The sequence below is a fragment of the Roseateles sp. GW821-FHT09H11 genome (genome assembly GCF_059415845.1).
Genome location: NZ_JBWKOA010000005.1, coordinates 118,629 through 132,566, shown reverse-complemented (window position 1 = coordinate 132,566; position 13,938 = coordinate 118,629). Strand labels below are relative to the sequence as shown.

Annotated in this window: 11 protein-coding genes; 8 read left to right on the top strand and 3 right to left on the bottom strand. The window is 68.5% G+C overall.

The genetic code is table 11. From position 1 onward, the window contains the following. Positions 1 to 3: 3 nt before the first annotated feature. Positions 4 to 2,172: a TonB-dependent siderophore receptor gene (locus AC07PR_RS17540; protein WP_495136037.1), complete on the bottom strand. Its 2,169-nt coding sequence runs from the start codon at positions 2,170 to 2,172 to the stop codon at positions 4 to 6. Between the two features lie 289 nt (positions 2,173 to 2,461). Here AC07PR_RS17540 and AC07PR_RS17535 point away from each other — a divergent pair, with 289 nt between their 5' ends. The 4 genes from AC07PR_RS17535 (at position 2,462) to AC07PR_RS17520 (ending at position 6,676) form a co-directional block, all read left to right on the top strand. Continuing rightward, positions 2,462 to 3,280, top strand: coding sequence for an isocitrate lyase/PEP mutase family protein (locus AC07PR_RS17535; RefSeq protein WP_495136036.1), 819 nt, complete (start codon positions 2,462 to 2,464; stop codon positions 3,278 to 3,280). A 92-nt stretch (positions 3,281 to 3,372) separates the two neighbouring features. Next, positions 3,373 to 4,410, top strand: coding sequence for an alpha/beta fold hydrolase (locus AC07PR_RS17530; RefSeq protein ID WP_495136267.1), 1,038 nt, complete (start codon positions 3,373 to 3,375; stop codon positions 4,408 to 4,410). A gap of 162 nt (positions 4,411 to 4,572) precedes the next feature. Further along, positions 4,573 to 5,802, top strand: coding sequence for a hypothetical protein (locus tag AC07PR_RS17525; RefSeq protein WP_495136035.1), 1,230 nt, complete (start codon positions 4,573 to 4,575; stop codon positions 5,800 to 5,802). Between the two features lie 106 nt (positions 5,803 to 5,908). After that, a complete protein-coding gene (locus tag AC07PR_RS17520) occupies positions 5,909 to 6,676 on the top strand; it encodes a hypothetical protein (protein ID WP_495136034.1) in 768 nt (255 codons plus the stop codon). Positions 6,677 to 6,690: 14 nt separating this feature from the next. Here the strand turns inward: AC07PR_RS17520 and AC07PR_RS17515 are convergent, their stop codons facing one another. Then, positions 6,691 to 7,389, bottom strand: a complete 699-nt coding sequence (locus AC07PR_RS17515; RefSeq protein ID WP_495136033.1) for an NUDIX hydrolase — start codon at positions 7,387 to 7,389, stop codon at positions 6,691 to 6,693. Between the two features lie 214 nt (positions 7,390 to 7,603). Between AC07PR_RS17515 and AC07PR_RS17510 the strand changes: the two genes are divergently transcribed. The 4 genes from AC07PR_RS17510 (at position 7,604) to AC07PR_RS17495 (ending at position 12,646) form a co-directional block, all read left to right on the top strand. Continuing rightward, positions 7,604 to 8,485, top strand: a complete 882-nt coding sequence (locus tag AC07PR_RS17510; protein WP_495136032.1) for a cysteine hydrolase family protein — start codon at positions 7,604 to 7,606, stop codon at positions 8,483 to 8,485. A gap of 13 nt (positions 8,486 to 8,498) precedes the next feature. Beyond that, complete coding sequence (gene pncB, locus AC07PR_RS17505; RefSeq protein WP_495136031.1) at positions 8,499 to 9,734, top strand: nicotinate phosphoribosyltransferase; 1,236 nt, start codon at positions 8,499 to 8,501, stop codon at positions 9,732 to 9,734. Positions 9,735 to 9,878: 144 nt separating this feature from the next. Then, on the top strand, positions 9,879 to 11,585 hold the full coding sequence (locus AC07PR_RS17500; RefSeq protein WP_495136030.1) for an NAD+ synthase: 1,707 nt from the start codon (positions 9,879 to 9,881) through the stop codon (positions 11,583 to 11,585). Positions 11,586 to 11,602: 17 nt separating this feature from the next. After that, a complete protein-coding gene (locus tag AC07PR_RS17495; protein WP_495136029.1) occupies positions 11,603 to 12,646 on the top strand; it encodes an NUDIX domain-containing protein in 1,044 nt (347 codons plus the stop codon). Here AC07PR_RS17495 and pobA read toward each other — a convergent pair. Next, entirely contained in the window at positions 12,625 to 13,806 is a 1,182-nt protein-coding gene (gene pobA / locus AC07PR_RS17490; RefSeq protein ID WP_495136028.1) for a 4-hydroxybenzoate 3-monooxygenase, read from the bottom strand. The two genes, AC07PR_RS17495 and pobA, sit on opposite strands and share 22 nt — an antisense overlap. Positions 13,807 to 13,938 lie beyond the last annotated feature (132 nt).

Genomic DNA, 13,938 nt, shown 5'->3' with positions numbered 1-13,938 from the left:
CGATCAGAAGTCGACCTTGGCGGTCAGGCGCACCGTGCGCGGCGCGCCGACGCCCAGCAGGTTGTTGCCGGCCGTGCTCCAGTAATCCTTGTCGGTCAGGTTGTCGACGTTGGCCTGCAGGTTGACCGCCTTGTCCATCACGCGGAACTGGTAGCGCGCGCCGATCGACAGCGTCTCGTACGCACCGACCCAGCCCTGGTTGAGGTTGTTCACCGCGCGCTTGCCGAAGTGGTACACGCCGGCGTTCAGCGACAGGCCCGGCACGACCGGCACGCGGTATTCGCCGAACAGGCTCAGCGTGTTCTTCGGCGTGTTCTCCGGCGACTGGCCGAGCTCGCCTGCGTTGCTGGTGCCGACGCGGGTGATCTCGGCATCGAGCAGCAGCGCGGAGGCCACGAGCGCGAAGTCGCGCCCGATCTCGCCGCTGGCGGAGAACTCCAGGCCGCGATAACGCGCCTCGCCGCCGACCTGGAAGACGCGGTTGATCGTCGTCGTCAGCGCGCGGTCCGTCTGGAACACCGCCGTCTGCAGCAGCACCTCGCCCACGCGCGCCTTCACGCCCAGCTCGCGCTGCTTGCTCACGGCCGGCGCCAGCACCTGGCCGGCGTTGTCGGCGGTCAGCGGCGCGGTGCCGGTCTCCTCCAGGCCGCGCAGCAGGCTGCCGTAGACGCTCAGGTTCTTCATCGGCTTCCACATCACCGAGAAGTTGGGCGTGACCTTGTCGGCGCGATAGACGCTGACCGGCGCGGTGGGGCTGGTCGCCTCGCTGCGGTAGATCGTCTTGCGCAGGCCGGCCAGGAACTGCCACTGCTCGCCGACGGAGATGCGGTCGAAGGCGTACAGCCCGCGGTCGTTGATCTCGGATGGGAAGCCGGCCTGGCGCAGCGTCGGGGTCAGCTGCGCGATGTCGACCGGCGCGTACAGGTTCTGCGGCGCGGTCGCCGTGCCGCTCATCCAGCCGGCGGACTCGCGCCGGTTGTAGGTCGCGCCGAAGGTCAGCTCGTGGCCGATGCCGACCGTGTCGAAGCGGCCGATGGCCTCGACGCGGTGGTTCGTGTTGGTGTACTTCTGGCCCTTCAGCACGTTGACGCTGGCCGTGCCGGCGCCGGTCTGCGGGTTGTAGTTGATGAAGGTCGTGTTGTTGCGGTCGCGTTCGGTCTGAGCGCGGCCGGTCTCGATGCTCAGCACCCAGTCGTCGCTCAGCGCGAAGTCGCCGCGCAGCAGCACGTTGTCGGCCTGCGCGTCGTAGCGGGCCCATTCGGGCGCGAGGTTGGTCTTGTTGTCCGGCACGCGCGGCAGCGTGATCACGCCGTTCACCGCGGCGGGCAGCTGGATGGCGGCCTGCTCGCTGGTGTTCTTGCGGTAGTGCTCGACGTCGAGCTTGAAGTTGGCCCAGGACGTCGCGCGCCAGTCCGCGGCCAGGGTCAGCACGTCGCGATCGCCTTTGTAGCGGTCGATGCCGGTCTCTTCCTTGCTGGTCGCGGCGTTGACGCGGATGCCCACGCTGTCGTCCTCGCCGAAGCGCCGGCCGATGTCCATGTGGACCTTCGCGCCGCCGTGGTCGTTGACGGTGGTCGTGATCGACGTCACCGGCGTCGGGCCGGCGCGCTTGGTCACGAAGTTGACGATGCCCGACGGCGGCACCATGCCGTAGTACATCGACGAGGCGCCCTTCAGCACCTCGACCTGCTCCTTGTTCTCGAGCGGGATGTCGATCAGGTTGACGACGGGCAGGTTGCCGTTGAGGCGGTAGTTGCTGCGGTTCTCGACAATGATCCCGCGGATGGAGAGGTTGTCGTAGGTGGAGCCGCTGACCTGGGAGCGGGTCACGCCGGCGGTGTTCTTCAGCGCGTCGAACAGGCCCTGCGCGGCCTGCGCGTCCAGCAGGTCGCGCGACATGACGTTGTTGGTCAACGGCACGTCCAGCGGATCCTGGTCGCGGAAGGCGCCGACGCGCACGGTGGTCGGCGCGAAGGTCTTCTTGCGCACGCCGGTGACGACGACCTCGTCCAGCAGCTTCTTCGCCGTGCCGTCGCCGGGGCTCGGGGATGCGGCCTCAACGGCCGATGCATCGGCTGGCGCGGCCTGCGCGTGGCCCGCGAGCGGCGTCAGCAGCGCCATCACGGAGAGGGAGATGAGGGACAGGCGCGGCGCGGAGGCTTGGAGGGACATGGAGTGGGGACCGGGGGCGGGAACTGGGAAGCCGACATTCAGCGTAACGCGACACGTTATCAAATGCGAATGGTTCGCAACATTGTGGTTGGGGCTGAGGGTGCGCAGGCCGCGCGATCTGCCCCCGTTCGGAGCGGAATGCCGGAAAACCGTGGCGTCGTCGCCACCCTTTTGGAGGTAAAGGGGGGAGATGGGGCGCCACGGGCGCGACGGAGGAACAGGTCCGATTGCTGCCAGACGGCGGCAGCAGCGCGGCCTAGCATCCGTCTGTCCCACCGAGGAAGCCGCCATGAGCACCGTGTCGACCCCCGACGAACCCACCTCCGAGACCCAAGCCGCGAAGGCCGCCGCGCTGCGTGCCTTGCACGAAAGACCTGACCCCTTCGTGATCGCGAACGCGTGGGACATCGCCTCGGCGCGCATGTTGGAAGCGGCGGGCTTCGCCGCGCTGGCGACGTCGAGCGCCGCGGCGGCCGAGGCCGTCGGACGCCGCGACGGCCAACTCACGCGCGAGGAGACGCTCGCGCACATCCGGCTGCTCGCGGGCGCCACGCCCTTGCCGCTGAGCGCCGACCTGGGCAACGGCTTCGGACATCGCCCCGAGGATTGCGCGCTGACGATCCGCCTCGCCGCGGAGGCGGGCGCGGTCGGCGGTTCCATCGAGGATTCGTCCAGCGAGGGCGGGGCGCCTATCCTCGACTTCGATCTCGCCGTCGAGCGGGTGGCCGCCGCGGTCGAGGCGGCGCGCGCGTTGCCGTTCCCCTTCCTGGTCACGGCGCGCTCGGAGAACTTCCTCCACGGCATCAACGACCTCGACGACACGATCCGCCGCCTGCAGGCTTTCGAACGTGCCGGCGCCGACGTGCTGTTCGCGCCGCTGCTGCCGGACCTCGACGCGGTGCGCCGGGTCTGCGCGTCGGTGACCAAGCCGGTCAACTTCATGGCCGGCATCCCGGGGCGATCGTTCACGGTGCGCGAGCTCGGCGAGGCCGGCGTGAAGCGCGTGAGCCTGGCGATGTCGCTCTTCCGGCATGCGATGAAGGCGGCGCGACTGGCCGCGGAGGAGATCCGCGATCACGGCAGCTTCGGCTATCTCGATCAGCGTTGAAGCCCCTGAGGGCTGCACGCGGGGAGAGAGGGAACGACACTTGCTCGCTTCGGCGCGCCGTTCCGTCGCCACTGGAGTTCCCCGTGATGAAGATGTTGTCCGCCGCCGCGCTCGCGGCATTCGCCCTCTGCACGCTCAGCGCGCAGGCGCAAAGCGCCCCGCCCACGAAGACCGCGCCGTCGGCGCAGGACGCGCCCGCCTACGGGGCGCGCCTGGAGGGCTTCGACTACCCGCATCCGCAGCAGCGCTTCAAGCTGACGTCGCAGCGGCAGGCGCTGGAGATGGTCTACATGGACGTCGCCCCGACCGGCCAGCCCAACGGCCGGACCGCGGTGCTGCTGCACGGCAAGAACTTCTGCGGCGCGACCTGGGAGCAGACGATCACCGTGCTCACCGGCGCGGGCTATCGCGTCATCGTGCCGGACCAGATCGGTTTCTGCGCGTCGAGCAAACCCGGCGGCTACCAGTTCAGCTTCAACCAATTGGCGGCCAACACGCAGGCGCTGCTGCAGTCGCTGGGCATCGCGAAGGCGACGGTGATCGGGCACTCGATGGGCGGGATGCTCGCGATGCGCTTCGCGCTCGCGTACCCGACGCAGGTCGAGCAACTGGTCGTCGTGAACCCGCTGGGTCTCGAGGACTGGCAAGCCGCGGGCGTGCCTTACGCGACCATCGATCAGCTCTACGCGCAGGAACTGAAGACGACGGCGGAGACCATCAAGGCCTACCAGCTGCGCTTCTATTACAACGGCCAGTGGAAGCCGGAGTACGACCGCTGGGTGCGCATGTCCGCCGGCCAGTACGCGGGGCCGGGCCGCGAGCAGGTCGCGTGGAACCAGGCGCAGACGTCGGAGATGATCTTCACGCAGCCGGTGGTGCAGGAGCTGCCGCGGCTGCAGGTGCGCACGCTGCTGATGATCGGCGGCAAGGACCGCACCGCGCCCGGCGCGGTCCGCGCGCCCAAGGAGATCGCGGAGAAGCTCGGCGACTACGCGACGCTCGGCCGCTCGACGGCGAAGATGATTCCGGGCGCGTCGTTGATCGAGTTTCCCGCGCTCGGGCACTCGCCGCAGGTCGAGTCGCCGAAGGAGTTCCATGAGGCGCTGCTGAAGGGGTTAAGCGCGCGGTGAGTGCGTGTTGAGTGCGTGTTGTGTGCGTGTTGAGCGCGCGCTGTGCGCCTGGTCTCCGGGCATTCGTGTCCGCAGTTCAACAGGCTGTTGATCGCGGCGCGTCTACTGGCGCGTCGCCTCTCTGCCTAGCATCGGGGAACCCCATCCGACCTCGGAGTTCCCATGCGTCTGCTCCTCTCCACGCTGGTCCTTGCGGCCACGCTTTCGTCCAACGCCGGCGCGGCCGACATCAAGTCGGTCTCGCGGCTCGCCGCAGGGCCGGGCAACGTGCTGTTCCTCGCCGACTGGAAGGATGCGAAGGTCCACGCGCTCACCTTGTCGGACGCGCCGGCCAAGGCGGCCGGCACGGCCTTCAACATCCTCGACCTGGAGCCGTTGCTGTCCGCGCAGGTCGGCGGCGCCAAGGTCGTGGTCGAGGACATGGTCGCCCGGCCCGGTACTGCCGAGGTCTACATCGCCGTCAGCTACGGCCCCGCGAAGTCGCCGGCTCTGCTCGTCGTGACCAGTGACCGGCATGCGCGGCGCATCGACCTGAAGAAGGCCAAGACCACCACTGTCGCGCTGCGCGACGCGCCGGCGTCGTCCGGCGTGATCTGGCGGGACCTGCCCGAGCGCAGCTTCACCGTGACGGACATGAAGTGGCGCGAGGGCGAGCTGTTCATCGCCGGCTTGTCCAACCAGGACTTCTCCTCGAGCCTGCGGCGCGTGAAGTACCCGTTCGACGCGACGCAGGCGATGGCGTCGATCGAGATCTATCACACCGGGCACAACCTCGTGGAGACGCGGGCGCCGATCCGCGCGATGAGCTTCGCCACGCTGGCGGGACGCCCGTACCTGATCGCCGCCTACACCTGCACGCCGATCGTCACGATCCCGCTGGACGACATCCGCGACGGCGCGCACCTGCGCGGCAAGACGATCGCGGAGCTTGGCTATGGGAATACGCCGGCGGACCTGATCTCGTATTCGAAGACCGAGGACGGGCAGACGCGCGACTACCTGATGCTGCTCAACTTCGAGCGCGGCGCCAGCGCGATCCCGCTGTCGCAGGTGGAGGCCGCCAACGCGAAGCCCGGCATCGAGCAGGTCGTGCAGTTCGGCCAACTGAGCGGGCTGGAGCCGACGACGGCGCCGCTGGCCGGCGCGATCCGCATCGACAACCTCGACGATCAGTCCTTCATCGTCGTGCGCCGCCGCCTGGAGCAGGACCGCCTGCAACTGGTGACCATCGGCAAGGAGCTGTCCTTCCGGTTGACCGACTTCGTCTCGGAATACGCCTTCCCGAAGTACAGCTTCAAAGGCGACGGATTCCAGCTGAAGTACATCAAGCCGCGTCAGGACATGCTGCTGGAGCAGGAAGGTTTCGCCGACCACATCAAGCCGAATCAGTGATGCCATGCGGCGGGAGCGATTGATCGGGGCGGCGCCGTCACACGCGAGGGGCCATGCGATGGGCCTCGCGAGGGCGATGGCGTTCGCATGGACACTCGCATTGGCCATGGCGGTTCTGCTCGTCGGCATGGAAGCCCGGGCGGCGAATCGCGCCGCGAGTGACGAGCTGCCCGAGATCGTCGGCGTGGGGCCTTCAGGCCCCGCCATTCCCGAGAACCTGCTCCGGATCTCGATCCGCTTTGCGTCCGCCCCCGACGGACCTGTGCTGCGTCGTCTGGCGCTCATCGGCCACGACGATCGACCATTGTTCGAGCCGTTCCTCGATCAGGAACTGTGGTCGCCCGATGGCAAGGTGCTGACCGTGCTCTTTCACCCGGGCCGGGTGAAGACGGGACTGATCGCCCATGACGAGCTCGGCGGTGTCCTGGTCCAAGGCGAGTCGATCCGTCTCACCCTCGACGGCCGCGAACTGCAGCGCTGGCAAGTCCTGGCACGGGACGAGACGGGGCCGCGTGCCGACACCTGGGCGCTGTCTCCGGTGGCGGTCGGTCGTCGCGATCCGCTGCTGGTCCGGCTCGATGCCCCGGTCGACGCGCTGGAGGCCGGCTACCTGGCCGTGCTCGACGCGCGAGGTCGGCGCGTCCCCGGACGCGGCGAGTTCCTCGACGGCGAGACCACCTGGCGCTTTTCGCCGGCGCGTGCCTGGACGGGCGGACCGTTCCGGTTGGTCGTGCGAGGCACGCTCGAAGACCCCGCAGGCAATCGCCTCAATGGCCGGTTCGAGGTCGCCGCCGGGGAGGTCCCTCCGCCTGCGCGCGATGTCGTGCTGCCGCTGACGCTCTGTTCGAGCAAGGCGGCCTGCCCAAGTCGCTGAAGGCGTTCCAACCTTCACCCCACCGCCAGATTGCTCGGCACCGTCTTCAACGCCGGCGCATGCGCCTTCTTCCGGAACAGCTGCGCGGGCCGGTGGCTGCCGCCGCTGGTGAACGCGCCGGGGATCTCCTCGATCACGTCGAGCTCCTCGATGCGGCGGCGGAAGCCGCGCTTGTCGAGCTCGGCACCCAGCACCTGCTCGTAGGTGCGCTGCAGCTCGCCGAGCGTGAACTCGGCCGGCATCAGGTGCACCGGCAGCGATGAGTACAGCGTCTTCGACCGCACGCGCTCGACCGCCGTGCGCAGGATCTGCGCGTGGTCGAAGGGCAGGGAACGCAGGCTGTCGACGGCGGCCCAGCGGAAGCGTTCGTCGGCGCTGGCGTCGGCGTCAACCGTTGCCCGTGTGTCGACATCAACCGGCACGACCGCGTAGTAGCTCACCGACAGCGACCACCCGCGCGAGTCGCGATGCATGCCCGAGAAGGTCCGGAGCTGCTCCAGATACGGAGACACGAGACCGGCCTTCTCGCGCAGGATCCGGGCGGCCGCATCATCGGCGTCCTGGTCCGTGTCCGTGTGTACCCAGCCGCCAGGCAGCGTCCACGCGCCGAGCGCCGGCGCCTTGTCGCGCTGCGCGAGACCCGCATGCAGCGCACCGTCGCGCAGCGTCAGCAGCACGATGTCGACGGTGACGATGGGGCGTTCGAAGTCCACGGCGTTCTTCTTCTTAGTGCGGAAAAGCACGAATTATGGGCGGCAACGATTCAAGACGTCAAACCGCCGCCTTGCACGCATCCTGGAATCAATCGCACACCGCGCTACACCTCGTTGCACCGTGGGACGTGTCATGTCGATTCACTTAGTGCAAACAAGCACGAAGTGAGATATGCTGGCGCCACGACATGACAAAGACGGAATCGGAACTCTCATGACCCAGCGCCTCCAGCAACCCCTGCAACTGCTGATCGTCGACCCGCAGAACGACTTCTGCGACATCCCCGGCGCGACGCTGCCGGTGACCGGCGCCGACGCGGACATGAAGCGCCTGGCCGCGCTGGTGGACCAGGCCGGCGGCGCGATCGCGGACATCGTCGTGACGCTGGACTCGCACCCGGTTTACGCGATCGAGCGGCCGGCGTTCTGGCAACAACCCGGCGCCAATGGCGCTGACGGCGCTGACGGCGCTGACGGCCCCGCCGGTGCGCCGCAGCCGGTCGCACCGTTCACGCAGATCAAGGCCGAGGACGTCCGCGCCGGCCGCTTCGCCCCGCGCGATGCCGCGTTGCGCGATCAGGTGCTGGCCTACCTCGATGCCCTCGAGGCCAGCCCGAAGAAGTACATCCTGATGGTCTGGCCGACGCACTGCGTCGTCGGCACCTGGGGCCACAACGTGCATGGCGATCTCGCCGCCGCGCTGGGCCGTTGGGAAGCCGCGCGGCTGCGCACCGTGGAGAAGGTCCTCAAAGGCCTGAACCCGATGACCGAGCAGTACAGCGCCGTGCGCGCCGAAGTGCCGATCGCTTCGGACCCACGCACGCAGACGAACCGCGCGCTGGTCGACCGCATCGTCGACTTCCCCGGCCTCACCTTCATCGCCGGGGAGGCCAGCAGCCACTGTGTCGCGGCGACGGCGGAAGACCTCTTCGCCGAGATGAGCGCCGAACGGCTTGCGCGCATCGTGCTGATCGAGGATGCGATGAGCCCCGTCGGCGGTTTCGAGGCCGGTGCGACGGCCTTCGTCGACCGCGCCCGCGCGCTTGGCGTGCGGACGATGACTGCGGCACAGGCGCTCGGCCTGCTGTCGGCCTGATCGGAGCGATGTCATGAACGACGCCCCTGTCATCCGCTCGCTGCTGGAGACCGACCTCTACAAGTTCACGATGTGGCAGACGCTGCTGCACGCCTTCCCCGCCAACGACGCCGAGTACCGCTTCGTCTGCCGCAACACGCCGGTCTTCCCGCTGAGCGAGCTCAGCGATGCAGTGAACCGCGAGCTGGACCACCTCTGCACGCTGAGCTTTAGCGATGAGGAACTCGCATACCTCGGCGGCCTGCGCTTCATGAAGTCGGACTTCATCGACTTCCTGCGGATCTTCCGCTTCCAGCGTCGCTTCATCGACGCGCGACCGGGCGAGGGCGCCGAGGCGGGCCAGTTGGTGATCGTCGCCAAGGGACCGCAGGTCCACGTGATGGCGTTCGAGATCTTCGTGCTGGCCATCGTGAACGAGCTGTACTTCCGCCGCCTCTGCGCCGGGCGCGAGCAGGAGGTGCTGGTCGAAGGCCGCGCCCGGCTCGCGGCAAAGACGGTCCGCCTGCGCGACTACGCGGCGGCCGTGCCGGGCACGCTGGGCGACGACGCCTATCCCTTCGAGTTCTTCGACTTCGGCCTGCGCCGCCGCTTTTCCGGCGACTGGCACGACGAGGTGGTCTCGACGCTGAAGCGCGAGATCCCGTCGGTCTTCAAGGGCACGTCCAACGTCGAGCTGGCGCGTCGCCACGGCCTGATTCCCATCGGCACGATGGCGCATGAATACCTGCAGACCTACCAGGCGGTGGGCGTGCAGCTGAGGCTGTCGCAGAAGGCGGCGTTGGAAGGCTGGGTGCAGGAGTTCCGCGGCGACCTCGGCATCGCGTTGACCGACGTGATCGGCATGGACGCGTTCCTCGCCGACTTCGACCTGTACTTCGCGAAGCTCTTCGACGGCCTGCGGCATGACAGCGGCGATCCGGTCGTGTGGGGCGAGAAGGCGCTGGCGCATTACGCGAAGCTGCGCATCGATGCGCGCACCAAGCGGCTGGTCTTCAGCGACGGCCTGAACTGCGACGAGGCCTTCCGCCTGCACACGCACTTCGCGCGGCGCGTGCCGGTGGGCTTCGGCATCGGTACGTACCTCAGTAACGATCTCGGCCCGAAGCCGCTGAACATCGTCATGAAGCTGGTCCGCTGCAACGGCCAGTCGGTCGCCAAGCTCTCGGATGCGCCCGGCAAGACGCTGTGCGACGACCAGACCTTCCTCGATTACCTGCGGCAGGTGTTCAAGGTGAAGCAGGTCGGATGACCGCAGCCCTCACCCCCACCCTCTCCCGCAAGCGGGAGAGGGAGTCCGACCGGCGCCCTGCTTACCCCCTCTCCCGCTTGCGGGAGAGGGCAGGGGTGAGGGCCAGCGGCGGATGAAGTACTGAAACCCTCAAGGAGCGAAGTCATGCTCAAGATCACCCTGGCCCAGATCAACCCGACGATCGGCGACCTCGACGGCAACCTCGCGCTGCACCTGGATGCGGCCCGGCAGGCGCGCCACGACGGCGCGGACCTGGTCGTCTTTCCCGAGCTCTCGCTGACCGGCTACTACCCCGCCGACCTGCTCGACGACGAGGACTTCCGCCAGCGCCTCGACCGCGCGATGACCGCGCTGCTGGCCGCGACGCGCGAGGTCGGCTCGCTGCACTGGGTCGTCGGCGCGCCGACGCGCAATCCCGGCGCGGGCAAGGCTTTCCGCAACTCGCTGCTGGTGATCCGCGACGGCGAGGTGCTGCTCGAGTGCCACAAGCAGCTGCTGCCGACCTACAACGTCTTCGACGAACGCCGCCACTTCGAGCCGGGCCCGGACGTCGCGCGCGTGCTGCGGATCGGCGGCACGCAGGTCGGCTTCATGATCTGCGAGGACGGTTGGAACGACGATGGCAAGGACTATGCCGTCAACCCTTTCCAGCGTCTGGCCGATGCGGCGCCGGACCTGATCGTCTCGATCAACGCGAGCCCGAGCAACGTCGGCAAGCGCGAGCAGCGCCACGCGGTGTTCCGCGCCGCCTGCTGGCGGCATCGCCTGCCGCTGGTGTTCGTGAACCAAGTGGGCGGTCATGATCAGCTGGTCTACGACGGCGCGTCCTTCGCGATCGAACCGGAACCGGGCGTGGTCTTCGAGGCCGAGCGCTTCGAATCGCACATCGTCACGCTGCGCTTCGAGACGGACCGCGGCCTCTTCTCCTCGCGCGATGGCGGTGCGCTGCCACCAGCCAGCGCCGGGCTCGACACGATGGCGTTCTACCGCAGGCAGATCGTGCTCGGCCTGCGCGACTACGCGCGGCGCTGCGGCTTCGATCGCGTCGTCGTCGGTTCATCCGGTGGCATCGACTCGGCGCTGACGCTGGCGCTCGCGGTGGAGGCGCTCGGCGCGGACAAGGTCGCGGCGATCACGATGCCGTCGAGGTTCTCGTCGTCGGGCAGCGTCGACGACTCGAAGGCCTTGTGCGACGCGCTCGGCATCCCGCTGGACGTCTGCCCGATCGAGGACATCGTCCGGCAGGTCGGCGACACCATGGCGGGCAGCACGCTGGGACTTCGGCCCTCTGGACTCGCGCTGGAGAACCTGCAGGCGCGCGTGCGCGGCATGCTGCTGATGACCGTGTCCAACGCGCAGGGCCATCTGCTGCTGACGACCGGCAACAAGAGCGAGATCGCGGTCGGCTACTGCACGCTCTACGGCGACACCAACGGCGGGCTGGGGCTGATCGGCGATCTCTACAAGACGGAGGTCTTCGCGCTGAGCCGGCACCTCAACGAGACGGCCGGCCGGGAGATCATCCCGACGGCGATCCTCGACAAGCCGCCCAGCGCCGAACTGGCGCCGGACCAGCGCGACACCGACAGCCTGCCGCCCTACGAGGTGCTGGACGAGGTGCTGAAGGTGCTGATCGAAGGCGAACGGCTCGCCGAGGACGAACGCACCGCCGCCGAGGTCGCGGTCGCCGCGCTGCGCGGACGCGACGAAGGTCAGGCGCTGATCGCCCGGATCAAGGGCATGATCGCCCGCAACGAATACAAGCGCCGTCAGGCGCCGCCGATCGTGCGGCTGCGTGCGCGGGCCTTCGGCAGCGGCCGGCAGTTGCCGATCGCGGCGAAGCACTATTGAGAACAGGAAGGACCTTCATGACTCGCAAGACCGTCGCTGTCGTCGTCGGCCGCTGGCAGTTGGTGCACCTCGGGCAGGAGGCGCTGTTCCAGGCGGCCTTCGGCCTCGCGGACGAGGTGATCGCGGTGCTGGGTTCGTCGTACAAGGCGCGCGATCCGCGCAACCCGTTCGTCCATGAGGAGCGCCGGCAGATGCTGCTGGCCAACCTGACGCCGGAACAGCAGCAGCGGCTGCACGTGCTGCCGGTGCGCGACTACTTCGACGACCAGCGCTGGAACGCCGCCGTGATGATGGGCGTGCGCGCCATCGCCGGAGAGGACGCGGACATCGTGCTGGTCGGCCACCAGAAGGACCACACGAGCTACTACCTCAACAACTTCCCGCGCTGGCGGCAGCAGCTGGTGGAGCGGCTCGCCGACGTCGACGCGACGGCGATGCGCCAGGTCTTCTTCGAGGCCGACGATCCCGACGCCGCGCTGACGGTGATGACGCCTTACGTCAGCGCGCCGGTGCGGGCGTGGCTGCAGGCCTGGAGCCGCCTGCCGGAGTACCGCAGGCGCAAGGCCGAGCATGCGGCCATCGCCAGCTATCGGAAGAAGTACACGGCGGTCGCCTACATGACCGGCGACGCGGTGGTGACGGTCGGCGACCACGTGCTGCTGGTGCGGCGCAAGGGGCCGTTCGGCGAGGACCTCTGGGCGGTGCCCGGCGGCCACCTCGACCGCGGCGAGAAGCTGGTCGCCTGCGCGATCCGCGAGCTGATCGAGGAGACGCGCTTCCCGCTGCTGCCGGCTTCGATCCTGGCGGCGCTGCACGGCGTCGAGACCTTCGAGGATCCGCTGCGCAGCGCGCGGGGCCGGCTGATCACGATGGCGCACCACTTCAAGTTCGGCGAGATGGGCACGCTGCCCGAAGTCGTCGGCAGCGACGACGTCAAGGAAGCGCGCTGGTTCCACCGCGACGAGCTGGCCGCGATGGAATCGCAGCTGTTCGAGGACCACTTCGTGATTCTCGACCACTTCCTCAACATCATCGTCGGCTACAGCGGCAGGCCGACGTAGTTCTCGGCGAGCGCTCGCTGCGCGGCTTCGGATCCGAGTACGTAGTCCAACTCTGCGGCCTGCAATTTCGCCTGGAAGGCGGGCTCCTGGTCGAAGTTGTGCATCAGGCTGGTCAGCCACCAGGAGAAGCGCTCGGCCTTCCACACGCGGGCGAGGCAACGCGCGGAGTAGTGATCAAGGCCGGCATCGCTGCGCTCGCGGTAGTGCTCGATCAGCGCCTGCGACAGGTAGCGCACGTCGGACGCCGCGAGGTTGAGCCCCTTCGCGCCGGTCGGCGGCACGATGTGCGCCGCGTCGCCCGCGAGGAACAGCCGGCCGAAGCGCATCGGCTCCGCCACGAAGCTGCGCAGCGGCGCGATGCTCTTCTCCAGCGAGGGGCCGGTGACCAGCGACTCCGCCGCTTCGGGATCGAGCCGCCCGCGCAGTTCGTCCCAGAAGCGGGCGTCGCTCCAATCCTCGACGCGCTCCGTGAGCGGCACCTGCAGGTAGTAGCGGCTGCGCGTCGCCGAGCGCATGCTGCACAGGCTGAAGCCGCGCGCGTGGCGGCTGTAGATCAGTTCCGCCGACACCGGCGGCGTGTCGCTCAGCAGGCCGAGCCAGCCGAAGGGGTAGACCTTCTCGTAGAGCTGGATCGCGCCCGTCGGGACACTCGCGCGGCAGACGCCATGGAAGCCGTCGCAGCCGGCGATGAAGTCGGCGGTGATCTCGACCGGCTCGCCGTGGATCGAGCAGAACGCGCGCGGTGTCGATGAGTCGAAACCTTCGATGCGGACCTCAGCGGCCTCGTAGAGCGTGGTCAGACCCGCTTCGGCACGCGCTTCCATGAGATCGCGGGTGACCTCGGTCTGCCCGTAGACCAGCACGGTCCGTCCGCCGGTGAGCGCGCGCAGGTCGATGCGATGGCGCACGCCGTCGACGGCCAGCTCGAAACCGTCATGCACCAGCCCCTGCGCATGCATCCGCGCGCCGACGCCGGCCTCGTCCATCAGGTCGGCGGTGCCTTGTTCGAGCACCCCGGCGCGGATCCGCGACAGCACATGGTCGCCGCGCTGTCGTTCGACGATGACGGTGTCGATGCCGGCCCGGTGCAGCAACTGGCCGAGCAATAGCCCGGAGGGCCCGGCGCCGACGATGAGCACCTGCGTGCGTAAGGTCTTCATGGGATCGAGGCGCTGAGCCGAAAGCCTTCTTGCGAGGCATTGCGGCGAGGCCGTGGTGTTGTCTCCGATGAGTCGGAGCCTACGGGGCGACCGCAGGACGGTGAATGGACGAGTGCGACCTTGGCTTGCACA